At 63.0% G+C, this 24,271-nt stretch carries 22 protein-coding genes; 10 read left to right on the forward strand and 12 right to left on the reverse strand.

Annotated features, from left to right (window positions below; all coding sequences use genetic code 11):
* Positions 1–77: 77 nt before the first annotated feature.
* The 5 genes from QYQ99_RS10800 to sucC form a co-directional block, all read right to left on the reverse strand.
* Entirely contained in the window at positions 78–512 is a 435-nt protein-coding gene (locus tag QYQ99_RS10800) for a PaaI family thioesterase (protein WP_302092628.1), read from the reverse strand.
* Positions 512–946 (reverse strand): MerR family transcriptional regulator, encoded by a 435-nt coding sequence (locus tag QYQ99_RS10805; protein ID WP_302092629.1) that lies wholly within the window; start codon positions 944–946, stop codon positions 512–514. Before QYQ99_RS10805 ends, QYQ99_RS10800 begins: the two co-directional genes overlap by 1 nt.
* Before the next feature lie 142 nt (positions 947–1,088).
* Complete coding sequence (locus QYQ99_RS10810; protein WP_302092630.1) at positions 1,089–1,781, reverse strand: TerC family protein; 693 nt, start codon at positions 1,779–1,781, stop codon at positions 1,089–1,091.
* Between the two features lie 145 nt (positions 1,782–1,926).
* Positions 1,927–2,826 carry a succinate--CoA ligase subunit alpha gene (gene sucD, locus QYQ99_RS10815; RefSeq protein WP_003064739.1) on the reverse strand — a complete coding sequence of 300 codons (900 nt, stop codon included), beginning with the start codon at positions 2,824–2,826 and terminating at the stop codon, positions 1,927–1,929.
* A 20-nt stretch (positions 2,827–2,846) separates the two neighbouring features.
* Positions 2,847–4,007 carry an ADP-forming succinate--CoA ligase subunit beta gene (sucC, locus tag QYQ99_RS10820; RefSeq protein WP_302092631.1) on the reverse strand — a complete coding sequence of 387 codons (1,161 nt, stop codon included), beginning with the start codon at positions 4,005–4,007 and terminating at the stop codon, positions 2,847–2,849.
* A gap of 471 nt (positions 4,008–4,478) precedes the next feature.
* On the opposite strand from sucC, the gene argC reads away from it, so the two are divergent.
* Positions 4,479–5,411, forward strand: a complete 933-nt coding sequence (gene argC, locus QYQ99_RS10825) for an N-acetyl-gamma-glutamyl-phosphate reductase (RefSeq protein ID WP_302092632.1) — start codon at positions 4,479–4,481, stop codon at positions 5,409–5,411.
* Positions 5,412–5,611: 200 nt separating this feature from the next.
* A complete protein-coding gene (yddG, locus tag QYQ99_RS10830; protein ID WP_302092633.1) occupies positions 5,612–6,535 on the forward strand; it encodes an aromatic amino acid DMT transporter YddG in 924 nt (307 codons plus the stop codon).
* Between the two features lie 3 nt (positions 6,536–6,538).
* Here yddG and QYQ99_RS10835 read toward each other — a convergent pair whose 3' ends face one another.
* From QYQ99_RS10835 to recA, 3 genes are all read right to left on the reverse strand, one after another.
* On the reverse strand, positions 6,539–7,261 hold the full coding sequence (locus tag QYQ99_RS10835; RefSeq protein WP_302092634.1) for a hypothetical protein: 723 nt from the start codon (positions 7,259–7,261) through the stop codon (positions 6,539–6,541).
* Positions 7,262–7,312: 51 nt separating this feature from the next.
* Positions 7,313–7,789, reverse strand: coding sequence for a recombination regulator RecX (gene recX / locus QYQ99_RS10840; RefSeq protein ID WP_302092635.1), 477 nt, complete (start codon positions 7,787–7,789; stop codon positions 7,313–7,315).
* 182 nt (positions 7,790–7,971) lie between these two features.
* Entirely contained in the window at positions 7,972–9,081 is a 1,110-nt protein-coding gene (gene recA / locus QYQ99_RS10845; RefSeq protein ID WP_302092636.1) for a recombinase RecA, read from the reverse strand.
* A 138-nt stretch (positions 9,082–9,219) separates the two neighbouring features.
* Here recA and QYQ99_RS10850 point away from each other — a divergent pair, with 138 nt between their 5' ends.
* The 4 genes from QYQ99_RS10850 to QYQ99_RS10865 all read left to right on the forward strand — a co-directional run bounded on the left by QYQ99_RS10850 (position 9,220) and on the right by QYQ99_RS10865 (position 13,244).
* Positions 9,220–9,711 (forward strand): MarR family winged helix-turn-helix transcriptional regulator, encoded by a 492-nt coding sequence (locus QYQ99_RS10850; RefSeq protein ID WP_302092637.1) that lies wholly within the window; start codon positions 9,220–9,222, stop codon positions 9,709–9,711.
* 109 nt (positions 9,712–9,820) lie between these two features.
* Positions 9,821–10,498: a response regulator gene (locus tag QYQ99_RS10855; RefSeq protein ID WP_003060046.1), complete on the forward strand. Its 678-nt coding sequence runs from the start codon at positions 9,821–9,823 to the stop codon at positions 10,496–10,498.
* 105 nt (positions 10,499–10,603) lie between these two features.
* The gene (locus QYQ99_RS10860; RefSeq protein ID WP_302092638.1) at positions 10,604–12,046 is read left to right on the forward strand and encodes a sensor histidine kinase; all 1,443 of its coding nucleotides are present in this window, start codon (positions 10,604–10,606) and stop codon (positions 12,044–12,046) included.
* Between the two features lie 220 nt (positions 12,047–12,266).
* Positions 12,267–13,244 carry a tripartite tricarboxylate transporter substrate binding protein BugE gene (locus tag QYQ99_RS10865; RefSeq protein WP_302092639.1) on the forward strand — a complete coding sequence of 326 codons (978 nt, stop codon included), beginning with the start codon at positions 12,267–12,269 and terminating at the stop codon, positions 13,242–13,244.
* 90 nt (positions 13,245–13,334) lie between these two features.
* Here QYQ99_RS10865 and QYQ99_RS10870 read toward each other — a convergent pair whose 3' ends face one another.
* From QYQ99_RS10870 to QYQ99_RS10880, 3 genes are all read right to left on the reverse strand, one after another.
* Positions 13,335–14,138: an SPOR domain-containing protein gene (locus tag QYQ99_RS10870; protein WP_302092640.1), complete on the reverse strand. Its 804-nt coding sequence runs from the start codon at positions 14,136–14,138 to the stop codon at positions 13,335–13,337.
* Between the two features lie 164 nt (positions 14,139–14,302).
* On the reverse strand, positions 14,303–15,133 hold the full coding sequence (locus QYQ99_RS10875; RefSeq protein ID WP_302092641.1) for a biotin--[acetyl-CoA-carboxylase] ligase: 831 nt from the start codon (positions 15,131–15,133) through the stop codon (positions 14,303–14,305).
* 169 nt (positions 15,134–15,302) lie between these two features.
* Positions 15,303–15,809 carry an SET domain-containing protein gene (locus tag QYQ99_RS10880; RefSeq protein WP_302092642.1) on the reverse strand — a complete coding sequence of 169 codons (507 nt, stop codon included), beginning with the start codon at positions 15,807–15,809 and terminating at the stop codon, positions 15,303–15,305.
* A gap of 117 nt (positions 15,810–15,926) precedes the next feature.
* On the opposite strand from QYQ99_RS10880, the gene QYQ99_RS10885 reads away from it, so the two are divergent.
* Positions 15,927–18,863: a DNA topoisomerase III gene (locus tag QYQ99_RS10885; protein WP_302092643.1), complete on the forward strand. Its 2,937-nt coding sequence runs from the start codon at positions 15,927–15,929 to the stop codon at positions 18,861–18,863.
* A gap of 65 nt (positions 18,864–18,928) precedes the next feature.
* On the opposite strand, the gene QYQ99_RS10890 is transcribed toward QYQ99_RS10885, so the two are convergent.
* A complete protein-coding gene (locus tag QYQ99_RS10890; protein ID WP_367882854.1) occupies positions 18,929–19,522 on the reverse strand; it encodes a TetR/AcrR family transcriptional regulator in 594 nt (197 codons plus the stop codon).
* Between the two features lie 168 nt (positions 19,523–19,690).
* On the opposite strand from QYQ99_RS10890, the gene QYQ99_RS10895 reads away from it, so the two are divergent.
* From QYQ99_RS10895 to QYQ99_RS10905, 3 genes are all read left to right on the forward strand, one after another.
* Positions 19,691–20,935, forward strand: a complete 1,245-nt coding sequence (locus tag QYQ99_RS10895; protein WP_302092645.1) for a branched-chain amino acid ABC transporter substrate-binding protein — start codon at positions 19,691–19,693, stop codon at positions 20,933–20,935.
* A gap of 81 nt (positions 20,936–21,016) precedes the next feature.
* Entirely contained in the window at positions 21,017–22,666 is a 1,650-nt protein-coding gene (locus QYQ99_RS10900) for an acyl-CoA dehydrogenase family protein (RefSeq protein ID WP_302092646.1), read from the forward strand.
* Positions 22,667–22,680: 14 nt separating this feature from the next.
* Entirely contained in the window at positions 22,681–24,222 is a 1,542-nt protein-coding gene (locus QYQ99_RS10905; RefSeq protein WP_302092647.1) for a class I adenylate-forming enzyme family protein, read from the forward strand.
* Positions 24,223–24,271: the final 49 nt, after the last annotated feature.

A 24,271-nucleotide genomic window follows, 5' to 3' on the forward strand; every position in this document is an offset into this window, starting at 1 on the left:
AGACCCGCTATGGAGAAAAATCAATCTCGATAGCATCCAGCATCCACCATTCAGGCGCTACAGCACCGAAAGGCCCCCTACTGTGCAGGCGCCAGGTTCCGCGCCGTGGCCAGCATGGTGGCGCACAGCAGCTCCCGGCCTTCGCGGCAGGAAAACACATCCGCCCGGGCCACGGTCAGCAGCTTGCTGGCCTGGATGACACGGCCACGGGCCAGCAAGCTCGTGCCATTGGCTGCCGCCAGGTATTTGATGCTGCAGTCCACGGTGGCATTGAACCAGCCAGCCGGCAGCAGCGTCCCTGCGGCCGACACGGCGGCGAAGTCCGCGATGGCAAAGACGGGCGTTGCCTGCAACTGGCCGGGCCTGAAACTCAGGCTTTCCTGATAGGGCAGGCTGAGATCGACCTCGCCTGGCTCTATGCGCTCAAAGCGCAGTTGCAGCATCCGGGCCACCGGCATGGAAAGTACCAGGGCCTGTACGTCACGGGCGAAATTCTCGTTCTGAGCTGTCATCACTTCCTCCTACTCCGACCGGATGAACCGGCCTCGTCACTGCCGCGGGCGCGAACCCGCGGAAATCCTGGCTTCGAGGCTGGCTGCGGCTCGCGCTCGCCAAACCACGCGATGTGTGAAACCAGGTGCTTGCGCAGTGCGCGCCGCTGGGCAATCTCCGCATCCAGTTCGGCAATGCGCTCCTCAAGCCTGGCAATCATCTGGGCCGCCGTCAGGGTCTGGCGACGATAGGCCGGCAGCACTTCGGCGATCTGCGCCAGGGAGAAGCCACATTGCCGCGACATGGCGATGAATCGCAGCTCGCGGATCACGCTGTCATCGAACTCGCGGTAGCCGGAGGGGCGCCGGGCGGCGGCAATCAGGCCCAGACTCTCATAGTGGCGAATGGCGTGCACGGACACACCCGACAGGCTGGCAAGTTCCGATATCTGCATGGCGACAAGGCTAACAAGCCTGGGGTTACACGAAGGTTGTGGTCCACAGCCATGTTCACACAGTTTGTCTTCCGTGCTGCGGCCATAAAAAAACGCACTGTGCTTGCACAGTGCGTTTTTTGGCAAAGCCGTCGAAGGGCGCTCAGGCCGTCGCCACTTCCTTCTTCTCGCCACGGGCTTGCATGAACTTGCCCAGTCCGACCACCAGCACGGCGCCCGCTGCAGCAGCGGCATAGTGCAGCCAGGGGTGCGCCAATGCGAACCCATGCAGCAGGTTGTCGTTGACGATGGTCTCGCCGCCCACCCAGCCGATCAGCGCCGCGCCCAGCGTGACGATGACGGGGAAGCGTTCCATGAGCTTGATCATCAGCGTGGAGCCGAAGATCACCAGGGGAATGGAAATGGCCAGACCCAGGATCAGCAACACCATATTGCCCTGGGCGGTGGCGGCCACGGCAATCACGTTGTCCAGGCTCATCACCAGGTCGGCGATCAGGATGGTGCGGATGGCGGTCATCATGGAGCCATGGCCCTTGGACTCGCCATCGCCGTCTTCGTCGCCCGTCAGCAGCTGATAGCCGATCCACAGCAGCAGGCAGCCGCCCACGACCTGCAGGAAGGAGAGCTCCAGCAGCTTGGCAGCCACCACGGTCAGCACGATACGCAGCACCACGGCGGCGCCGGAGCCAAACATGATGGCTTTCTTTTGCTGTTCAGGGGGAAGAGAGCGCGCGGCCAGTGCGATGACCACGGCGTTGTCGCCGGAGAGGATGATGTTGATCCAGATGATCTTCACCAGGCCGATCCAGAAATCGGCGCTATTGAGCATTTCCATGATGACTCCACTGTTTTGAATATGAAAGCGCCGCATTGCGCGGCGCTTTCTTTTAAGAGTGGAGGCAGTGTAGGGCTCGAAGCCCATCTTGCCAGTTCGTAATACTGCGTAAATTCAACGCGGTATCACGAACTTTTGCACGGGCTTACTTCTTCAGCAGGCCTTGCAGCAGGCGCCCCATTTCGGAAGGGTTGCGGGTGATGGTGAAGCCGCACTCTTCCATGATGGCCAGCTTGGCGTCAGCGGTGTCGGCACCGCCGGAGATCAGGGCACCTGCGTGGCCCATGCGCTTGCCGGGAGGCGCAGTCACGCCGGCGATGAAGCCCACGATAGGCTTCTTCATGTTGGCCTTGCACCACTGGGCAGCTTCGGCTTCGTCGGGACCGCCGATTTCACCGATCATGATCACGGCATCGGTGTCGGGATCGTCGTTGAAAGCGCGCATCACGTCGATGTGCTTCAGACCGTTGATGGGGTCGCCACCGATACCGACAGCGGAGGACTGGCCAATGCCCAGTTCGGTCAGCTGAGCCACGGCTTCGTAAGTCAGCGTACCGGAACGGGACACCACGCCCACGCGGCCCTTCTTGTGGATGTGACCGGGCATGATGCCGATCTTGATTTCGTCAGGCGTGATCAGACCGGGGCAGTTGGGGCCCAGCAGCAGAGTCTTCTTGCCGCCGGCAGCTTCCTTGGCCTTCATCTTGTTGCGCACTTCCAGCATGTCGCGAACGGGGATGCCTTCGGTGATGCAGATGGCCAGGTCCAGGTCGGCTTCAACAGCTTCCCAGATGGCAGCGGCAGCACCTGCGGGAGGCACATAGATCACGGACACGGTAGCGCCGGTTTCCTTGGCGGCGTCCTTGACGGAACCAAAGATTGGGATGTCGAAAATCTTTTCGCCAGCCTTCTTGGGGTTCACGCCTGCCACGAAGCAGTTCTTGCCGTTCGCGTATTCCTGGCACTTTTCAGTGTGGAACTGACCGGTCTTGCCAGTAATGCCCTGGGTGATGACCTTGGTGTCTTTGTTGATAAAGATCGACATGTTTCTATCTCCGGGGCGTATTACTTAACGGCAGCAACGATCTTGGTCGCTGCTTCAGCCATGGTGTCAGCAGCGATGATGGGCAGACCGGAATCCTTGAGGATTTGCTTGCCCAGTTCTTCGTTGGTGCCCTTCATGCGCACGACCAGAGGCACGCTCAGGTTCACGGCCTTGCAGGCAGTGACCACGCCGTTGGCGATGGTGTCGCACTTCATGATGCCGCCGAAGATATTGACCAAAATACCCTTGACTTCAGGGTTCTTGAGCATGATCTTGAAGGCTTCTGTCACCTTCTCGGCCGTAGCGCCGCCGCCCACGTCCAGGAAGTTGGCAGGTTCGCCGCCGAACAGCTTGATGGTGTCCATGGTGGCCATGGCCAGACCAGCGCCGTTGACCAGGCAGCCGATGTTGCCGTCCAGGGAGATGTAGGCCAGATCGAACTTGGAGGCTTCGATTTCGGCAGCGTCTTCTTCGTCCAGATCGCGGAAGGCCACGATTTCGGGATGACGGAACAGCGCGTTGGGGTCGAAGTTGAACTTCGCGTCCAGAGCCATCAGGTTGCCCTTGGAGTCGCAGTTCAGGGGGTTGATTTCCACCAGCGACGCGTCGGTGTCCATGTAGCACTTGTAGATCTTGGAGAAGATGTCTACGGCTTGGTCGATGGAAGCACCTTCCAGTCCGATGGCTGCAGCCACCTTGCGCGATTGCGCTTCGGTGATGCCGGTCAGCGGGTCGATCATCTCGGTGATGATTTTTTCGGGAGTGGAGTGAGCCACTTCCTCGATGTCCATGCCGCCTTCGCTGGAAGCGATCAGGGCAACCTTCTGTGTGGCGCGGTCAGTCACCAGCGACACATACAGCTCGTTCTTGATGTCGGCGCCGTCTTCGATGTACAGACGACGGACCTTCTGGCCTTCGGGGCCGGTCTGGTGAGTCACCAGCTGCATGCCCAGGATCTGCTCGGACAGCTTTTGCACGTCCTCGATGGACTTGGCAACCTTCACGCCGCCGCCCTTGCCGCGGCCACCAGCGTGGATCTGGGCCTTCACCACCCACACGGGTCCACCCAGCTTCTGGGCTGCTTCCACAGCCTCTTGCACGGTAAACGCAGGAATGCCACGGGGAACGGGCACACCAAATTGGCGCAAGATTTCCTTGCCTTGGTATTCATGAATCTTCATGACTTTGTCTCTCTGAACTGAGGGGAAATACCCGCTTGCCACCGACTCGGGGGAGCCTGGCCATCGGGTTCATATGACATGGCGAGCAGGAATGTACCATGCTGCACCGCGCAAAACGACAGCTGAACATGCGCAAAATCCACAATTTCGCGCAACTTTGTCGTGTTCCGGAAACAGCTGCAATGCCTTGAATTCTTTAGGGAAATTATTCCTACACGATATCTTTTCTTCCCGCAACTTTCTTATGTCTTATATACGAGTTAAAGGCCTTGAGGCTGCGGCTGGCAATGTGCTGACAACCGCTAATAGCTGCTGCGTCTACTGGGCCATTCGCGCAAGACTTGTGCAAAGACAGGCCGTGCACATCCCTGACGAGATTCAAGGACAATCACCGCTCGTAAAGCGGCAATGGTGCCGCAGGCAGCGGCATAGAAACCAAGAAATGCGCGCGCCGGTGCAGGAGAAAATGCAATGGCAAAAGTCTTTATTGACGGAGAAGCAGGAACCACGGGTCTGCAGATCCGTGAGCGTCTGGTCGATTTTGCAGGGGTGGAGCTGGTCAGCATCGACCCCGCACTGCGCAAGGACCCGGCCGCCAAACGCTCTCTGATTGCCGGTGTGGATCTGGTCATCCTCTGCCTGCACGACGATGCCGCCCGCGAAACTGCCGCCATGGTGGACTCCATCACCGCAGAGACCGGCCGCGCCATCAAGATCATCGACGCCTCCACCGCCCATCGCACGGCCGCAGGCTGGGCCTACGGTTTCCCCGAACTGCGCGCCGGCCAGCTCGAGGCCATCAAGAGCGCCACCCGCGTCTCCAACCCCGGCTGCTACGCCACGGGTGCCATCGCCCTGCTGGCACCGCTGGTGGCTGCTGGCCTGATTCCCGCCGACTACCCCGTGAGCCTGCCTTCCGTGTCCGGCTACAGCGGCGGCGGCCGCAGCATGATCGAAGCCTATGAAGGCGGCGATGCCGCGCCTTACGAGGCCTATGCCCTGGGCCTGTCGCACAAGCACATTCCCGAAATCCTGCACTACACCGGCATGACCCGCCGCCCCGTGTTCATCCCCGCAGTGAGCAACTTTGCCCAGGGCATGCTGGTGCAGCTGCCGCTGCACCTGGATCTGCTGCCCGGTGCACCCAAGGCCGCCGACCTGCACGACGCGCTGGCCAGCCACTACGCCCGGACCAATACCAGCGCCAACTGGGTCAGCGTGCTGCCGCCCACGGACGACAACAAGCTGGCCGCCGACACCCTGGCCAATACCAACAAGCTGGAGCTGCGCGTGTTTGCCAACGAGCAATACCGCCAGGCCGTGCTGATCGCGCGTCTGGACAATCTGGGCAAGGGTGCCAGCGGCGCCGCCGTGCAGAACCTGCAGATCATGCTGGGCCTCTGAGCGCGCCCAGTCTCTGCTGAAACGGCCCTATGGGCCGTTTTTTATTGATTTCGCGGCGATGATCAGCACCTGGCCCCGCTGGGGACAAACAATAAAATCAATAGCTTACAGCGCCATCCAGACAAGGAATTCAATGCAAAAGATGCATCAAATCGTTGCCTACATTGCGCATAAAGCTCCTGTTTTAAAAGCGCCTCTCCATGAACCCCACTGAAGCCGCCGCCCGGCGTGCCACGCTTATCGGCCTGCTGGCCGTGCTCTGCTGGAGCTGCACCGTGGGCCTGATGCGTGCCGTGGCAGAGCCGCTGGGTGCCGTCGGCGGCGCGGCCTGCCTCTACACCATGGCCGCCATCTGCGTTGCCGCAGCACGCGGGCGCAAAGGCTGGCGCGAGCTGGCACGCTGGCGCAGCATGCACCCTGCCTATCTCTGGGGCTGCGGCCTGCTGTTTGTGGTCTATGAGATTTGCCTGTCCGTAGCCGTGGGCCTGGCCCACGACCGCAGCCAGGCCATGGAGATCGGGCTCATCAACTATCTCTGGCCCAGCCTCACCATCGTGCTGGCCGTGCTGTGCGGCCAGCAGGGGGCTCGCTGGTGGCTGTGGCCAGGCGTGCTGATCTGCCTGTGGGGCCTGGCGCGCGTGCTGGGCGGCGACAGCTTCAGCCTGCCGCTCATGTGGAGCCATGTGCTGGGCAACCCGCTGGCCTATGGCATGGGTTTTGCTGCCGCCCTGCTCTGGCCGACCTACTCGCTGCTGGCGCGCCGCTATGGCGCAGGCTTCAACGCCGTGGGTCTGTTCGTGACCTGGACTTCCATCGCGCTGTGGCTCAAGTGGCTGATGCTGGGCGAGCCACAGCCCATGCTCTGGACCTGGCTGACCGCCGGCCAGGTCTTGCTGGTCGGGGCGCTCACGGCACTGGGCTACAGCTGCTGGGAGCACGGCATCCAGCATGGCAAGCTGGCCCTGCTGGCTGCGGCGTCCTATTTCACACCGGTGCTCTCGGCGCTGATGGCCAGTGCACTGCTGCAGGTGCTGCCGGGCTGGAGCTTTTGGCAAGGCGTGGCACTGGTAACGCTGGGTTCGCTGGTCTGCTGGTGGGCAACGCGCACGCCTGCGCCGGTATAAGCCTCAGGTCAGCCAGATGCCAAGGCCCAATACCACCGCATGCACGGCCATCACAATCCACAGCAGCGTCCACGACGGCTCGGCCATCTCCTGCAGCAGGCTCTGAATTTTTTCGCCCACAAAGGCACGCAGCGCCGGGTCTCCCCGGCTGGCTTGCTCACCCCACTCGGCACGCGTCCGGCCCCATTCGTCCATCACCTCGGACAGCGGCAGGCGATTGAGCACCGTGCGCACCACCCATTGCACCGCCCGGCCATCGCCAATCCAGGGTTTCAGATGCTCCATGGCCGTGCTCATGTTCAGCAGGTCGGCGGTTTTGTGCAGTGCATTGTGCGCACGGGGCATAGACTCGATGCGCTGCGCCAGCATCTCGGCCAACCGCTGCGACAAGCCCTGTCCATAACGCGCCACCAGCTTGCCAGTGGCGCGGGCGCGCCCGATCTGCAGGCCCACCATCACATAGGCCGGGATGATGAACACCAGCAGCAGGGCCACCACCAGCGACGGCGAAAACAGCAAGGTGATGAAAGCCCCCGCGCCACCGGCATGGGCCGCCGCAGGCATGCCCGGCCCGTCCAGGCGCAGGAAGTAGAAAGCGGCCGAGGTGCAGCCCAGCACCAGAGCCAGCGCAATGCCGAGCATCAGGCCACCCAGCAGGGATTTGCCTGCGCTCAGGCCGACACGCAAGGCGGACACAGTATCCGGATTCGAGGCTGTTGAGGGCATGCATTGTCCTTTCCGTCACGGAGTCTAACGGTCGCCGGCTGCGTGCAGTTCTCAGCCCGCGTCATCACTTTCGTCGAACGCCGAGTATGGAGCCTCGCGCAAAACCCGCGATGCCACGGCAGAGGAAAAGCCCCGCGACGCCATGAAGCGCAGCTGTTTGGCCTTTTCCTTGATATCGGCAGGCGGCGTGCCAAAGCGCTTGCGCCACAGCTCACGGGCACGTTCCAGCTCGGTATCGCGCAGTTGCTCGCTCGCGTTGCGCACCACTTCATCGTCCAGCCCTTTGCTGCGCAACTCCTGCACCAGCCGCGCCGTGCCAAAGCGGCTGGACTTGCTGTGAATGACGGAATCCACTACCCGCTGCGCGCTGATGAAGCCGCGCTTTTCCAGCTCATCGAGAATGGCCCGCAGGTCATCGCCCTCTTCCACATACGGCGCCAGCTTGCGCTGCAACTCCAGCCGCGAATGCTCGCGCTGCCCCAGCAGCTTCAGGGCTCGGCCTTTGAGTGAAAGCTTGGCAAAGCTCACGACGCATCTCCAGAAACAAAAAGGCGCAGGACGAACCTGCGCAAAGATGGCAAACCTTTTGAGCAATAAGGCCCGAACTCAAACACTGGCGTTCACCAAGCCAGGGACATCAAGCAAGGGCCGCACTGCTGCGAGGATGTCGTCCCCTTTCGCGAAAGGCGCATAGCGCCTCAGGGGAAGAATCAACCTTCAATCACTCCGTCCTTGTCTACCTTGCCCTTGCCGCCCTTGGCAGGCTTGGCTTCGGCAGCCGCTGCACCGTCCACGGGCAGCAGCTTGATGCCCAGGCTATCGCGCACCTTGTTCTCGATTTCGATGGCCAGCGCGGGGTTCTCGCGCAGGAACTCACGCGAGTTGTCGCGGCCCTGGCCGATTTTTTCGCCGTTGTAGGCATACCAGGCACCGCTCTTTTCCAGAATCTTGGCGTTCACGCCCATGTCCAGAATCTCGCCTTCGCGGCTGATGCCTTCGCCAAACAGGATGTCGAACTCGGCCGTCTTGAAGGGGGGCGAGACCTTGTTCTTCACGACCTTGACCTTGGTTTCGTTGCCGATGGCCTCATCGCCCTTCTTGATGGTGCCGGTGCGGCGGATATCCAGACGCACGGAGGCATAGAACTTCAGCGCATTGCCGCCGGTGGTGGTCTCGGGCGAGCCGAACATCACGCCGATCTTCATGCGGATCTGATTGATGAAGATGACCATGCAGTTGGTCTTCTTGATGGTGGCCGTCAGCTTGCGCAGGGCCTGGCTCATCAGGCGGGCCTGCAGGCCGGGCAGGGCGTCGCCCATCTCACCTTCGATTTCGGCCTTGGGCGTCAAGGCGGCCACCGAGTCGATGACGATCAGGTCCACGGCACCCGAGCGCACCAGACTGTCGCAGATCTCCAGTGCCTGCTCACCGGTGTCGGGCTGGCTGATCAGCACGTCGCTGAGGCTCACGCCCAGCTTCTGGGCATAGCCGGTGTCCAGCGCATGCTCGGCGTCGATGAAGGCGCAGGTGCCGCCCAGCTTTTGCATCTCGGCAATGACCTGCAGCGTCAGCGTGGTCTTGCCCGAGGATTCGGGGCCGTAGATTTCAATCACGCGGCCGCGCGGCAGACCGCCTACGCCCAGCGCGATGTCCAGACCCAGAGAGCCGGTGGAGACGACCTGAATGTCTTCGATGGCTTCACCTTCACCGAGCTTCATGATGGTGCCCTTGCCGAACTGCTTTTCGATCTGGGCCAGGGCTGCAGCCAGGGCTTTGGCTTTTTCGCTGTTGGCGTCGTTGGTCTTGGCGATGGCGTTCATATCAGGCTCCGAAGTAGGTGAATGACTGTCTGTAGCCAGCCCTGTTTATGTATTCAGGCTGGATGCTTGAACAGTAGTTTAGAGGCTGCTACCGCAAATTTATTTAAATATTTAGTCAGTTTGCCTTACTATTTATCCATGTCGGAAATCGCCCACGTCACCCCGCCCGCCGATGCCTGGCGCCAGACCCATCTGGGCCGTTTGCTGGGTCATGCCATGCGCCGCTTCGATGCGCGCGTGCTGCAGCTCATGGCGCGTGCAGTGGAGGTGCCGCTGGCGCTGTCCAACCTGGCGGCCCGCGACAAGGTGGGGGCGGCCCATATCCACATCACGCGCCATCTGTCGCTGGCTGGCGACCGGCTCACCGATCTGGCCGGCAAGGCCGGCATGACCAAACAGGCCATGGCCGATCTGGTGACGCAGTGCGAAGCCTGGGGCCTGGTCACGCGCGAGAGCGACCCGCATGATGCGCGCGCCAGGCGCGTGCGCTTCACCGATGCGGGTCTGGCCTGGCTGCAGGCTTTTCACGACGCCGTAAGCCAGGCAGAGGCCGAATTTCGCGAAGCCGTGGGCACGGATGTGGCCACCGTGGTCGCGCTGGGCCTGGAAGCCTATGCCGAAGGCTATTGAGATTCGACGCCTGTAAGCGGCTGTCGAGAATTGCCCTGAATGGCCACGAGCCATCCCTACAATGGCAGCAAAAGTGCAAACAGGCACACATAACAACCAGGAGACACACATGCGCATACTGATTGCCGAAGACGACCAGGTGCTGGCAGACGGCCTGCTGCGCACGCTGCGCAGCTCGGGCGCCGTTGTCAGCCATGTGGCCAATGGCAGTGAGGCCGATACCGCCTTGCTGACCAGCAGCGAATTCGATTTGCTGATTCTCGATCTGGGTCTGCCAAAGGTACACGGTCTGGAAGTGCTCAAGCGCCTGCGTGGGCGCGGCGATGCGCTTCCGGTGCTGATTCTCACGGCCGCCGATTCGATCGAAGAGCGCGTACAGGGCCTGGACTATGGTGCCGACGACTACATGGCCAAGCCGTTTGCGCTGTCCGAGCTGGAAGCGCGCGTGCGCGCCCTCACGCGTCGCGGCATGGGCGGCGCCAGCTCCACCATCAAGCACGGCCCGCTGGTCTATGACCAGACCGGCCGGGTCGCCACCATCGACGGCAAGATGGTGGAGCTGTCGGCGCGCGAGCTGGGCCTGCTGGAAGTGCTGCTGCAGCGCGCGGGCCGTCTGGTCAGCAAGGACCAGCTGGTGGAGCGCCTGTGCGAATGGGGCGAAGAGGTGAGCAACAACGCCATCGAGGTCTATATCCACCGTCTGCGCAAGAAAATCGAGAAAGGCCCGATCCGCATCGCCACCGTCCGCGGCCTCGGTTACTGCCTGGAAAAAATCACCCCCCCCTGAGCGGCTTTGCCTAGGCGGCCCCGCCGCTTCCCCCCAGGGGGACGGCAGCCTTGGCTTCGGGGCGGCCCTCGCTGGCTGCCTCTTGCATGAGATAGCGCCCCACCCATGAAGATCTTTCAGCGTGAGCAGCGATCCCTCTTTGGCGAGATCCTCGACTGGATGCTCACGCCGCTGCTGCTGCTCTGGCCCGTGAGCCTGGCGCTGACCTGGCTGGTGGCCCAGGGTCTGGCCAACAAGCCCTTCGACCGCGCGCTGGAGTACAACGCCCAGGCCCTGGCCCAGCTGGTCATCGTGCAACGCGGCAAGGTGCAGTTCAATCTGCCGCAGTCGGCCAGCGAGATCTTGCGCGCCGATGAGTCGGACACGGTGTTCTTTCAGGTCAGCGGCACCAGGGGCGAATATCTGGCGGGCGAGCGCGACCTGCCGCGCCCGCCCGCTGTCGACGAGGACCCGCCCACCGGCACGGTGCTGCTGCGCGATGAGGAATACAAGGGCATTGACCTGCGCGTGGCCTATATCTGGGTGCGCATGCCGCTGCCCGGCGAGCCCAACGCTCTGGTGCAGGTCGCGGAAACACGCGAAAAGCGTAGCGTGCTGGCCACGGAAATCATCAAGGGCGTGATGCTGCCGCAGTTCGTCATCCTGCCGCTGGCCGCCTTGCTGGTCTGGCTGGCGCTGGCGCGCGGCATCAAGCCGCTGCACCGGCTGGAAGAGCGCATCCGCGCGCGCAAGCCCGAGGATCTCTCGCCCATCAACCACAAAGATGTGCCGCTGGAGGTGGTGCCGCTGGTCGATTCGGTCAACGATCTGCTGCAGCGGCTGCATGACTCCATCGCCACGCAAAAGCGCTTTCTGGCCGACGCCGCCCACCAGCTCAAGACCCCGCTGGCGGGGCTGCGCATGCAGGCCGACCTGGCCCAGCGCGAGGGCACGAACACCGAAGACCTGAAGCGCTCGCTGGCGCAGATCGGCCGCTCCAGCATGCGTGCCACCCATACGGTCAACCAGCTGCTGGCACTGGCACGGGCCGAGAGCGCCGTGCCCGCCATGCAAGGCTGCAACCTCGTGCGCATCGTCACCGACGTGGTGCAGGACTGCCTGCCGCGCGCCATGGACAAGCACATCGACCTGGGCTACGAGGGCGCCAGCGCCAGCACGCCCGGTGTCTGGCTCAACGGCAATGCCACCTTGCTCGCCGAGTTGGTGCGCAATCTGGTGGACAACGCCATCAACTACACGCCATCGACCAGCGAACAGCCGGGCGTGGTCACCGTGCGCGTGCAGGCCGATCATTTCGGCCAGATTCTGCTGCTGCAGGTCGAGGACTCCGGCCCCGGCGTGCCGCTGGCCGAGCGCGAACTGATCTTCCAGCCCTTTTACCGGGCGCTGGGCTCCGAAGCCGACGGCTCCGGTCTGGGCCTGCCCATCGTCATGGAAATCGCCCGTCAGCATGGAGCGCAGGTGCTGCTGCAAGAAGCCAGGCCCGGTCATACCCCGCCGGGGGCACTGTTTACCGTGCGCTTCAAGGCCATGCCCGGACAGCAGTGAAGCGCAAGCTCGAAATGCACCAATTCGGTGCCTGACAAGGCTGAGAAGCCGCGCCAGGCTTGGCTTTGCGCCCATTTGCCCCGATGCAGGCATCGGAAACTGCGTATTTAGCAAGCTCTCGCTTACCCTAGAATCAATTCGGTCATGGGTTGTCTGAAGAGTCGCTATTTGTGCTCTGCAAGACAACAATTTGGAATCACTGGATCCTGGGAGCTTTTTGATGCAAAGACGTCAATTCATCTACACCGCCGCTGCTGCCGCAGCCGCTTCTTCTTTCTCCGGCATGACCATGGCGCAGGACACATCGCGTCCTCTGCGCATCGTCGTGCCCTTCCCCGCTGGCGGCCCTACCGACATGGTGCCCCGCAATATGCAGGACGTGCTGATCAAGCTGCTGGGCGGCCAGGCCGTGGTGATTGAAAACAAGGCCGGCGCCGGCGGCTCCATCGGCATGGCCGAAGTGGCTCGCGCCACTGATGGCGTGACTTTCGGCATTGCCACCCTGTCCACCCATGGCGTGAACCCCGCCGTGTTCAAGAAGCTGCCTTACGACGCAATCAACGACTTCGTGGGTGTGACCGAGATCGTCAAGGCCCCCGGCGTGCTGGTGATCAACCCCAAGCTGATTCCCGTGAAGACTTTTGCCGAGTTTGTGGCCTACCTCAAGGCCAACCCCGGCAAGGTGTCCTATGCCACCCCCGGCAACGGCACCATCGGCCATATGTGGGGCGCCCAGTTCCTCAAGAGCACGGGCACCGAAATGCACCACATTCCCTACCGTGGCTCGGCTCCGGCCATCAACGACGTGCTGGGCAACCAGGTTCCCGTGTACTTCGATCAGGTGAACTCGTCCCTGCCCCATATCAAGTCGGGCAAGGTGCGCGCCCTGGCCGTGTCCTGGCATGAACGCCTGGACGTGCTGCCCGATGTGCAGACCTATGCGCAGGCCGGTCACCCCGATCTGAACGAGCCTTCCTGGTTCGGCCTGGTGGCCCCCAAGAACACGCCCGCCGCACAAGTGGAACGTGTGCAAAAAGCCATCATTGCCGCACTCAAGGATCCCGCCGTCAAGCAGCGCATGGCCGCTCAAGGCCTGTACCCCTCGGGCACATCGAGCGCCGATTTCACCAAGCAGATCGCCAGCGAAGTGGCCAAGATGAAGAAGCTGGCCGCTGTCGCCGATATTCATCTTGACTAAAAATAGGAGCTGGTTACGCTTGTCGTAACTGGTTTTCCAATACAAAAGGCCTGCAAATGCAGGCCTTTCTTGCGATAGCAGCTACGAAAATTACTTAGAGCAGGCCTGCAAAGCCTTGGGCAACAGATTCTTGCCAGCAAGTGCCGCCACTTCGTTGCGCAAGCTCGGCGTGGCCTTGGGCAGGCGCAGCGCATAGGTCGTCACATCGGGACGCTCCTGCACCACGCGCGCGGTGCGCACGCCCTGGCGCGCGAAAGTGGCCAGCTGGCGCTGGGCGGCTTCTTCCGTCGAAAAACGCCCCAGCGACAGACCGGGCTCGAAGCTGCCGCCGGCGCGGTCGAAGTCGATATTCATCAGGCGCAGCTCGCCGCGCTTGCGGTCCATGAATTCGGCGTCTGGGAACTTGCCCATATAGACCATCCAGCGTCCGCCCTGATGGCTGGCCACCAGCTCCCAATCGCTCTTGGACTTGCCCGCCAGCGCACGGCGAATGCTGTCGGCCTGCGCCTCTTCGATGCCGTTGGCCTGATAGCAGGCCTCGGGCTCCTTAATGGCGGTCTTGGCATCCTTTGTGTCCTTGGCATCCTTGATTTCCCTGGCCGCGACGGTTGCGGCGTCGGACTTGCCATCCGACTTGCTTTCGGGAGCGGCGGGCGGCGCACTGTCGTCCACCGCAGGCGCTTCGGGCTCCGCAGTCTTTGCAGGTTCATCGTCCGGAGCTTGCACCGCTTCGGGCTGCTGCAGCACCAGGCCATCCGGCCTGATCTGCTCCTGAAGGCGCTGCGGCTCGGACTGCAACTCCGGCGCCAGCCCCATGCCGGCCAGATAGCCGTGGCTCCACATGTAGTAGCCGGCGTTGCCCAGCAGCAAGAGCAGGAAAACGATTCTCAGCATAGGTTTCTCACATCAGTTATCCATGGGCTGCAGCCGCTCGCGGGCAGCCGAGCAAGGGCCTGGGCGGCCCCGCCGCCCCGCAGCGAGGGCTGCGTCCTTCTGCCCTAGCGCGCAGCGCGTAGAGAGAGGAGGAAGGCGCAAAGCGCCTCAGGAGGTGCTTCATTTCAAGCCTGCAGCGGGCTGCCTGCCGGACGCACGCTGATTTCGGAACTGGTCACGGCTTGCAGCCCGGTCGCGGTACGCACCAGAAAGCCGCCATCGGCAGCCACACCCTGAGCCATGCCGCTCGTGCCGTCGCTCAGATTCACTTCGCGTCCAGCCAGCAGATCGCGCTGGGCGAAACGCTGCATCAGCGGAGCAAAGCCATGCCGGGCAAAGCTCTGCACCTCGGCCACCAGGTTTGGCAATATGCAGGCCAGGGCCGTGGGCGCATCCAGTGCCGCATCAAGCTCCTGCAGGCAGGCCGGGGCCGTGCGCATGCCGTCACCGGGACGCGGACGCACATTGATGCCGATACCGATCACCACATAGCGCGGCGCCGTCATATCGTGTTGCTGGCCGCCGACAAAGCTGGCGGTCTCGATCAGAATGCCGGCCAGCTTGCGGTCGCCCTCCAGCCACAGATCGTTGGGCCACTTGATGCCGATCTTGGGCGCAGCCCCCGCTGCGGGAAGCTGGGGCTGCAGGCTCTCGGCCACACTCACGCCCACCGCCAATGACAGTCCCGACCAGTCGCGCGGTGCCAGCGGCAGGCCCAGCGAGAACATCAGCGAATCACCGACGCCGCTGACCCAGTTGCGGCCCAGGCGGCCTCGGCCCTGGGTTTGCTGCTCGGCAATCAACAGCACCGGCTCCGTCAGCCCGTCTCGCGCGCGGCGCATGAGTTCGGTGTTGCTGGAGTCGATGCTAAGCAGCACCTCGACCGTAAAGCCCGGCAGCTGCGGCGCAATGGCTTCCCACAAGGCTTCGGCATTCCAGTGAATCGGCTGAGTCATTTTTATCTATCCAAATCTAAAAACTGGCGCAACGCAAGTCAAAAACTGACGCTGCCCACACCAGAGACGCCAAGCAAGGGCCTAGGCGGCCCCACCGCCCCGCAGCGAGGGCGTCGTCCCCTTCCCATAGCGCGAAGCGCGTAGAGAGAAGGGGAAGGCGTGCAGCGCCTCAGGGGATGCTTGCAGGCATCGGCGGTTTCCAGCCCCTTTTCGGCGCCAGCATGGTGCCGCGGCAGTTCGCAGCGCCGCAGTAGCAGGCATATTCAGCCTTGAGCTTGGCCGTATAGCGCTCCTCCACCATCAGGCCATAGTCATAGTTCAGCTCCTCGCCCGCTGCAATATTGCGCAGCGCCACGATATAGACGCGACCGTCGATCTCGTCGGTGTAGCAGTTGGGCGCGCAGCTGTGGTTGATCCAGCGCGAGGAGTTGCCCTTGTGCGTGGCATCTATCACCCGCTCATCGTCGACCTGAAAGTAAAAAGTGTGATTGGGCTGGCTGGGATCATGCGGATGACGGTCCTGCGCCTGCTGCCAGTCAATCACTTCGCCCACGTACTCAATAATGGTTTCGCCTTGCGCAATATCCTGCGCGGCGAAAACGCCTTTGCCATGAACGCCGGAGCGCCGGGTCTGGATGCGGCGGCCCGTTGAAGAGGCCAGTGATGTGCGGGGCATGTTTTCTCTGATACTTTGAATATGCACACATGTGCGCATGCGCGCGCATGAGAAGCGAATTGTATGAGCCTGAGTTTTGATTCGGGTTCAGGTGGTTAATGACGACGAGAACACACAATGACTAAAACCCTGGTGATTGCAGAGAAGCCTTCTGTCGCACAGGACATCGTCCGTGCGCTGACCCCGGTGGCAGGCAAGTTCGAAAAACACGATGACTATTTCGAATCCGACAGCTATGTGGTGACCAGTGCGGTCGGCCACCTGGTGGAGATTCAGGCGCCCGAAGAATTCGACGTCAAACGCGGCAAATGGAGTTTTGCCAATCTGCCGGTCATTCCCCCGCGCTTTGATCTCAAGCCCGTGGACAAGACCAAGACCCGCCTGAACGCCGTGGTCAAGCAGGCCAAGCGCAAGGATGTGACCGAACTCATCAATGCCTGTGACGCGGGCCGCGAGGGTGAACTGATCTTCCGCCTGATCGAGCAATACGCAGGCGGCGCCAAAGGGGGCCTGGGCAAACCCGTCAAGCGCCTGTGGCTGCAGTCCATGACGCCTCAGGCGATTCGTGACGGCTTCAACAACCTGCGCAGCGACCAGCAGATGCAAGGCCTGGCCAGCGCCGCGCGCAGCCGCTCCGAAGCCGACTGGCTGGTGGGCATCAACGGCACGCGCGCCATGACGGCCTTCAACTCGCGCGACGGCGGCTTCTTTTTGACCACCGTGGGTCGCGTGCAGACACCGACGCTGTCCCTGGTGGTGGAGCGCGAAGAAAAAATCCGTAAATTCGTCAGCCGCGATTACTGGGAAGTGCACGGCAGCTTCAACGCGCAGGCCGGCAGCTATCTGGGCAAGTGGTTCAACCCGCAGTGGAAGAAGAGCGAAGACGCCGAGAGCCGCGCCGACCGCCTGTGGAACAAGGCCGAAGCCGATGCGATTGCCGCCGCCGTGCAGGGCAAGCCCGCCCAGGTGACCGAAGAGAGCAAGCCCACCACGCAGGCTTCGCCCCTGCTGTTCGACCTGACCAGCCTGCAGCGCGAAGCCAACGGCAAGTTCGGCTTCTCGGCCAAGACGACTCTCGCACTGGCGCAGAGCCTGTACGAGCGCCACAAGGCCCTGACCTATCCGCGTACCGATTCGCGCGCCCTGCCCGAAGACTATCTGCCGGTCGCCAAGCAGACCTTCGACATGCTGGCCACCAGCGGCATGCGCCATCTGGCGCCCTTTGCCCAGCAGGCCATCAACGACAACTACATCCGCCCCACCAAGCGGGTGTTTGACAACAGCAAGGTGTCGGATCACTTTGCCATCATCCCCACCACGCAGGCCCCCTCCGGCCTGTCCGAGGCCGAGCAGAAACTCTACGACCTGGTGGTGCGCCGCTTCATGGCCGTGTTCTTCCCCAGCGCCGAATACCAGGTCACCACGCGCATCAGCAAGGTGGAGCAGCATTCCTTCAAGACCGAGGGCAAGGTGCTGGTCAAGCCGGGCTGGCTGGCCATCTACGGCAAGGAAGCCGCCAACGAGGTGGAAGATGCCAAGGAAGGCGACAAGGGTCAACCGCTGGTGGCCGTGCAGCCGGGCGAGCGCCCCCAGACCGACCACGCCGACGTGAAGGCCTTGAAGACCAAGCCACCCGCGCGCTACTCCGAAGCCACGCTGCTGGGTGCCATGGAAAGCGCCGGCAAGCAGATCGACGATGAAGAGCTGCGCAGCGCCATGCAGGAAAAGGGCCTGGGCACGCCAGCCACGCGCGCGGCCATCATCGAAGGCCTGATTACGGAAAAGTACATGCTGCGCGAAGGCCGCGAGATGATTCCCACGGCCAAGGCCTTCCAGCTGATGACGCTGCTGCGCGGCCTGCAGGTGGAAGAGCTGTGCCGCGCCGATCTGACCGGCGAGTGGGAATACAAGCTGTCGCAGATGGAAAAGGGCGAGCTGTCGCGCGAAGCCTTCATGCAGCAGATTCAGGCCATGACCGAGAAGCTGGTCAAGAAGGCCAAGGAATACGACCGCGACACCATCCCCGGTGACTACGCCACGCTCTCCACGCCCTGCCCCAACTGCGGCGGTGTGGTCAAGGAAAACTACCGCCGCTACGCCTGCACGGGCGCCACTGGTGCCAGCGAAGGCTGCGGCTTCTCGTTCACCAAGTCCCCTGCGGGCCGCACTTTTGAGACGTCCGAGGCCGAGCAGCTGCTGCGCGATCTCCGTATCGGCCCGCTGGAAGGCTTCCGCTCCAAGGCCGGCTGGCCGTTTGTGGCCGAAGTCGCCATCGTGCACGACGAAGAAGCCAAGAACTACAAGCTGGAATTCGACTTCGGCGACGACAAGGACTCCGAGGACACGGGCGAGATCGTGGACTTTGCCCATCAGCAAAGCCTGGGCCCCTGCCCCAAGTGCGGCTCGCCCGTCTTCGAGCATGGCGCCAACTATGTCTGCTCCAAGGCCGTGCCCACGCTGGCCCAGACCACGCCCAGCTGCGACTTCAAGAGCGGCCAGATCATTCTGCAGCAGCCCATCGAGCGCGAGCAGATGAGCAAGCTGCTGCAGACCGGCAAGACCGATCTGCTGGAGAAGTTCGTCTCCAACCGCACGCGCCGCAACTTCAAGGCCTTCCTGGTCTGGGATGGTGCTGCGGGCAAAGTGAACTTCGAGTTCGAGCAGCGCGAAGGCAAATACCCGGCACGCAAGACGGCTGGCGCAGCGGCGGCCAAGACCACAACGGCTGCCGCCAAGAAGACAGGCACGGCAGCCAAGAAGACGGCGACCAAGACGGCGGCCAAGACAGCGACCAAGACCGCTGCGGTGAAGAAGCCACGCACCGTGAGCGCCACGCTCAAGCCCAGCGCCGACCTGGCCGCCGTGATCGGCAGCGAGCCCACCTCGCGCCCCGACGTGATCAAGAAGCTCTGGGACTACATCAAGGCCAACGGGCTGCAGGACGCCAAGGACAAGCGCGCCATCAACGCCGACGCCAAGCTCAAGCCGGTGTTCGGCAAGGAGCAGATCAGCATGTTCGAGCTGGCCGGCATTGTGGGCAAGCATGTGAGCTGATCGCCAGCCCTGCCGCGATGATCAACCAAGACCGCCACGGCTTGCCGCTGGCGGTCTTTTTCATTTCAGGCAGCGCAGCGCAAGGCGCTCAGATAGCCAGATATGGCCGTGTTGGCGCGCTGGCGCAGCAAGTCCAGATCCGGCGGCGCATCGGCGGCCAGATAGCTGTGATTGAACAGGCCGTACAAAATGCACTGGCTCACCCGTGCAGCATCGCGCACCGGGTAGTCCAGGGGCAGATCGACGGCCTGCTCTATGGCTGCGGCCCAGGCATCGACAAAGCGCTCGAACATCTTGCGGTAGGCCTCCGAAGTGGAGTAGTGGCGCTCCAGCAGATAGTGGGCACCCCATTCATCTGCCCGCTCACGGTGCGCCTGCAGCTGTGACTCGATCACCGCCTCGGCAATCTGCATCAGCGGCTGGCCTGCATGGCTGCTGGTCACGCCGCGAATGCCCAGCAGCAGTGACTTGGAGCGCAGATGCAGGCAAACCTTGGCCAGGTCTTCCTTGCCCGAGAAGTACTCGTAGAAGCTGCCCAGCCCGGTGCCCGCCACCAGGACGATCTCGCGCACGGTGATTTGCGCGTAACTGCGCTCAAGCAAAAGCCGAACAAAGGCGTCCTGCAAGGCCTGAAACGTCTGCCGCGCACGGGACTGCAAAGGGCGGCGACGCCCTGCTGTCGCGGTCGAACGAGTGCGTGGTTTCATGCTGGCCAAATCCGAACACCTTTTTTGCACGGTTTCCTAGAATTTTTGACAGGTACTTCGATGCCATTGTGCATTGCGGCCTGGTGAATAAAAAATTCTTATGAGAAGACGGAGACAAGCATGCACCCTCGTATTTCCACGCCCTTGGCAGCAGTGGCTCTGGCCTGCGCATCACTCGTTCACGCGCAGCCGGCCACGGTGGTGAAGATTGCCTCGCTGGATGCCATGAGCGGCCCCATGGCGGGATTGGGCCTGAATGTGCTCAAGAGCTTCCAGTACAGCGCCAGGCTTGCCAACGAACAAAGCTGGGCCGGTGCCGTGAAGTTCGAGGTCGTGCCCTTCGACAACCGCCTCTCCGCACAGGAGGCGCTGAGCCAGCTCAACTCCATCATCGGACAGAACATCCGCTATGTGGTGCAGGGTGCCAGCTCCTCGGCCGTGGGCCTGGCGCTGCAGGAGGCCATCGAAAAGCACAACAGCCGCAACCCCGGCAAGGAAATCATCTACCTGAACTATGCGGCCCAGGCACCGCAGATGACCAATGCCAAGTGCAGCTACTGGCATTTCCGCACCGATGCAAATTCGGACATGAAGGTGGCCGCGCTGACCTCTTACCTGGCCGGGCAAAAGCAGGTGAAGCAGGTCTTTCTGCTCAACCCCAACTATGCCTACGGCCAGGAAGTCTCGCGTGCCGCGCGCAGCATGCTGGCGACCAAGCGCCCCGACCTGAAGATCGTGGGCGATGACTTTCACCCGCTGGGCCAAGTCAAGGATTACTCACCCTATATCGCCAAGATCAAGCAATCCGGAGCCGATGCCGTCATCACTGCGGACTTCGGTGCCGATCTGGCGCTGATCGTGCGGGCTGCGCGCGAAGCGGGTCTGAACACGGACTTCTACACCCTCAACGGCAACAACTTCGGCGTGCCCAGCGCCATGGGTGCAGCAGGACAGGGCCGGGTCAAGCTGATCTCCGCCTTCAGCCCCAACTCTGAGCCGCTGATAAGCAGCCCGCTGCTGCCGGGCTTCAAGCGCCAGTTCAACGAGGACTTCATCAACGGCCTGGGCCACAACGCCATGCTGATGCTGGCCCAGGCCATGCGCGAGGCCAAGTCCGTGGAACCTGCCGCCGTGGCGGCCAGGATGTCGGGCATGCGCTTCGAAGGCCTCAACGGCCCCGTGGAAATGCGCAAGAGCGACCACCAGGCCCAGCAACCCATCCATGTGCTGAGCTGGGAAAAAGTGGACGGCAAGACGGTGGTGCATGACCAGGAAGGAACAGGCCTGGGATGGAAGCCTGTCAGCACGGTTTCCGCACAGACATCCAGCCTGGACACCAGCTGCAATATGAAGCGGCCCTCCTGAACCGCCTGTCTGGCGTGCCCCAGAAATCACAAAGCCCTGCGCCCTGCTGCGGGCAGGGCCACATAGCAAGGAAGAGACATCATGACTGGCATCCACCCCCACAACCAGGTCCCGGAGCTCAAGGACTACAACGTCTACACCAGCGACCCGGTGCTGCAGCGTGCCGTGACACGCGGCGGCGCACAGTGGCGCGACCCCGAGCTGCAACGCCAGGGTGCGGAATATGGCGCCGAAGCCACGCTGCGCGCTGCGCAAGACGCCAACCACTTCGAGCCCGAGCTGCACACGCACTCTCCCACAGGCGACCGTATCGACCAGGTGCGCTTTCACCCCGCATGGCACCAGATGATGACGATTGCACGGCGCAACGGCATCTCCAACCTGCCCTTCACCGACCAGCGGCAGACGGCCTGGCCGGCCTATGGCGCATCGCTGTTCATGCACAGCCAGATCGAGTCCGGCTCGACCTGCCCGACCACCATGACCAAGGCCAGCATTGCGCTGGTGCGCATCAACCCCCAGCTCAATGCGGCGCTGGGGCCGCTGCTGGAATCCACCGACTACGACGCGCGCGACATTCCCGTCGAGGGCAAGCGCTCCATCACCGTGGGCATGGGCATGACGGAGCGCCAGGGCGGCAGCGATGTGCGCAGCAACACCACGCGCGCCGTGGCCCTGGACCCATCGGGCAGCACCGGCTCCTGGGGCGAGGAATACCTGATCACCGGCCACAAGTGGTTCTTCTCGGCTCCCATGTGCGACGGGCATCTGGTACTGGCCAAGACCGAGGAGCGCGGCCCCACCTGCTTTTTCGTGCCGCGCTGGCGGCCCGACGGCAGCAAGAACGCCATTCATATCCAGCGCCTCAAGGACAAGGTGGGCAACCGCTCCAACAGCAGCAGCGAAGTGGAGTTCGACAACGCCTGGGGCGTGCTCATAGGCCAGGAAGGCCGGGGCATTTCCACCATCATCGAAATGGCCACCTACACCCGCCTGGACTGTGCGCTGTCCAGTGCAGGCTTTATGCGCCAGGCCCTGGTGCAGGCCCTGCACTACACGCGCAACCGCCATGCCTTCGGCCTGCCCCTTGTGGAGCAGCCGGTGATGACCGGCCTGCTGGCCGATATGGCATTGGAGTCCGAAGCCGCCACCTGGCTGGCCATGGATCTGGCCGCACGCTTTGGCTCCGAAGACCCTCTGGATCAGGCCTGGCGCCGCATCGTCACGCCTGCCGCCAAGTTCTGGAACTGCAAGCGTGCCGTGGGCTACACCGGCGAAGCCATGGAAGTCTTCGGCGGCAACGGCTATGTGGAGACCGGCCCCATGGGGCGCTTGTTCCGCGAAGCACCCGTCAACTCCATCTGGGAGGGGTCAGGCAACGTCATGTGCCTGGATGTGCTGCGCGCCATTGCCCGCAACCCGGACGACGCCCATCTGCTGCTGGACCATCTGCGTGAAGTCGGCTCGGAGGAAGCCGTGCTGCGTGCGCAGGTGGACAAGCTGCGCCAGGCCGTCACCCTGCCCCCGCAGGAGCTGGAGCGCGAGGCTCGCCGCTTCACCCAGCGCCTGGCCGTCACGGTGCAGGCCACACTGATGCTGCAGCATGCGGGCAGCGACAGTGCCTCGGCCTTCATCGGCAGCCGCTTCGACCCGGACTGGGGCGCGGTGGCAGGTGTTGCCTGCGCCAGCAGCGACCCAGCCGCCCTGCTGCGCAATGCCTGGACTGGCTGAGGAGGACACCAGCAATGATGAATTTCATTTCCCTGCTCGACCAGCAGGCACGTACGCGCCCCGAAAAACTGGCGCTGCGCGCCGATGGTCAGGACTGGAGCTATGCCGCGCTGGCTCAGGCCGGCCGCCGCGCCGCCTCCGTGCTTTGTGAGAAAGGCGTGCGCCAGGGCGACAAGGTAGGCCTGCTGTGCTTCAACACCCCGGGCTTCGTGTTTGCGCTGCTTGGTGCCTGGCGGCTGGGCGCGGTCGTCGTGCCCATCAACCACAAGCTGCAGGCCCCGGAAGTCAGCTACATACTGCGCCACTCGGGTGCTCGACTGTGCCTTGTGGATGGTGCGCGCGCTTCGCTGATCACCGCTATGGAGGCCGAACCACAGCCACTGGCCGACATGCAGTGGCTGAGTACCGCTTCTGCCGCCGAAGGCCTGGACTGCTTCGATGAGCTGCTGGCGCAGGCTGCGCCCTGCGGCGACGAGCATGGCCGACCTGCGCCACATGCGCTGGCCGAGATTCTCTACACCTCCGGCACCACGGGCCAGCCCAAGGGCTGCCTGCACAGCCATGCCAATGTCTTCCATGCAGCGCTCTGCGCAGCGGCAGCCACCTCGCTGTCGCCCACGGAGCGCACGCTGATCGCCATGCCCATCTGGCACTCGTCTCCGCTGAACAACTGGTTCTTGGGCACCTTGCTCATGGGCGGTACCGCCGTGCTGATGCGTGAATATGCGCCCAGGGAGTTTCTGGAGACGCTGGCGCAGGAACGCATCAGCTTCACCTTTGGCGCACCGATTGCCTTTCTGGCTCCGCTGTCCGTGGTGCCCGATGTGGCCAGCTACGACTTCAGCGCCATGCGATTGTGGGCCTACGGCGGTGGCCCGCTGGGCGCGGACATGGCACGCAAGCTGGCTCAGGCCTATCGCAGCGACCGCTTCATGCAGGTCTATGGCATGACCGAATCAGGCCCTCTGGGCACCGTGCTCTACCCCGAAGAGGCCGTGGCCAAGGCAGGCTCCATCGGCCGCTGCGCCATACCCGGCGTTGAACTGGAAGTGCGCCGCCAGGACGGCAGCCTCTGCGGCCCCGGCGAAGTGGGCGAGATCTGCCTGCGCTCTGCGGCCATGATGCAAGGCTATCTGGACAGCCCCGAGGCCACGGCCGCCGTGCTGGACGAGCAGGGCTGGTATCGCAGCGGCGACCTGGCACGCGTGGACGAGGACGGCTATCTCTACATCGTGGACAGACTCAAGGACATGATCGTCACCGGCGGCGAGAACGTCTACTCCAAGGAAGTGGAAGACGTGCTCTGCACCCACCACGATGTGCAGGACGTGGCCGTCATCGGCCGCCCTCATCCCGAATGGGGCGAAACCGTGGTGGCAGTGCTGACCCTGAAGCCCGGCAAGACGCCGGACCATGACGATCTGCGCCAGTTCATGGAGACCAGGCTGGCTCGCTACAAGATTCCGCGCATCTTCGAAGTCCGTGACACACTGCCACGCACCGCGACCGGCAAGCTGCTCAAGCACATGCTGCGCGCCAGCGCGAGCAGCCATTGAGTGCGAAGGCACTGTCGCAAAACCGCTTCGTACAGGTTCGGCGCCGCAT

It is taken from the genome of Comamonas testosteroni, assembly GCF_030505195.1.
Classification (GTDB): domain Bacteria; phylum Pseudomonadota; class Gammaproteobacteria; order Burkholderiales; family Burkholderiaceae_C; genus Comamonas; species Comamonas testosteroni_G.

What these genes read in the sequence shown, in the direction of transcription:
- QYQ99_RS10800 (WP_302092628.1), bottom strand. Translation starts at nt 512, where the DNA reads ATGACAGCTCAGAACGAGAATTTCGCCCGTGACGTACAGGCCCTGGTA.
- QYQ99_RS10805 (WP_302092629.1), bottom strand. Translation starts at nt 946, where the DNA reads ATGCAGATATCGGAACTTGCCAGCCTGTCGGGTGTGTCCGTGCACGCC.
- QYQ99_RS10810 (WP_302092630.1), bottom strand. Translation starts at nt 1,781, where the DNA reads ATGGAAATGCTCAATAGCGCCGATTTCTGGATCGGCCTGGTGAAGATC.
- sucD (WP_003064739.1), bottom strand. Translation starts at nt 2,826, where the DNA reads ATGTCGATCTTTATCAACAAAGACACCAAGGTCATCACCCAGGGCATT.
- sucC (WP_302092631.1), bottom strand. Translation starts at nt 4,007, where the DNA reads ATGAAGATTCATGAATACCAAGGCAAGGAAATCTTGCGCCAATTTGGT.
- argC (WP_302092632.1), top strand. Translation starts at nt 4,479, where the DNA reads ATGGCAAAAGTCTTTATTGACGGAGAAGCAGGAACCACGGGTCTGCAG.
- yddG (WP_302092633.1), top strand. Translation starts at nt 5,612, where the DNA reads ATGAACCCCACTGAAGCCGCCGCCCGGCGTGCCACGCTTATCGGCCTG.
- QYQ99_RS10835 (WP_302092634.1), bottom strand. Translation starts at nt 7,261, where the DNA reads ATGCCCTCAACAGCCTCGAATCCGGATACTGTGTCCGCCTTGCGTGTC.
- recA (WP_302092636.1), bottom strand. Translation starts at nt 9,081, where the DNA reads ATGAACGCCATCGCCAAGACCAACGACGCCAACAGCGAAAAAGCCAAA.
- QYQ99_RS10850 (WP_302092637.1), top strand. Translation starts at nt 9,220, where the DNA reads ATGTCGGAAATCGCCCACGTCACCCCGCCCGCCGATGCCTGGCGCCAG.
- QYQ99_RS10855 (WP_003060046.1), top strand. Translation starts at nt 9,821, where the DNA reads ATGCGCATACTGATTGCCGAAGACGACCAGGTGCTGGCAGACGGCCTG.
- QYQ99_RS10860 (WP_302092638.1), top strand. Translation starts at nt 10,604, where the DNA reads ATGAAGATCTTTCAGCGTGAGCAGCGATCCCTCTTTGGCGAGATCCTC.
- QYQ99_RS10865 (WP_302092639.1), top strand. Translation starts at nt 12,267, where the DNA reads ATGCAAAGACGTCAATTCATCTACACCGCCGCTGCTGCCGCAGCCGCT.
- QYQ99_RS10870 (WP_302092640.1), bottom strand. Translation starts at nt 14,138, where the DNA reads ATGCTGAGAATCGTTTTCCTGCTCTTGCTGCTGGGCAACGCCGGCTAC.
- QYQ99_RS10875 (WP_302092641.1), bottom strand. Translation starts at nt 15,133, where the DNA reads ATGACTCAGCCGATTCACTGGAATGCCGAAGCCTTGTGGGAAGCCATT.
- QYQ99_RS10880 (WP_302092642.1), bottom strand. Translation starts at nt 15,809, where the DNA reads ATGCCCCGCACATCACTGGCCTCTTCAACGGGCCGCCGCATCCAGACC.
- QYQ99_RS10885 (WP_302092643.1), top strand. Translation starts at nt 15,927, where the DNA reads ATGACTAAAACCCTGGTGATTGCAGAGAAGCCTTCTGTCGCACAGGAC.
- QYQ99_RS10895 (WP_302092645.1), top strand. Translation starts at nt 19,691, where the DNA reads ATGCACCCTCGTATTTCCACGCCCTTGGCAGCAGTGGCTCTGGCCTGC.
- QYQ99_RS10900 (WP_302092646.1), top strand. Translation starts at nt 21,017, where the DNA reads ATGACTGGCATCCACCCCCACAACCAGGTCCCGGAGCTCAAGGACTAC.
- QYQ99_RS10905 (WP_302092647.1), top strand. Translation starts at nt 22,681, where the DNA reads ATGATGAATTTCATTTCCCTGCTCGACCAGCAGGCACGTACGCGCCCC.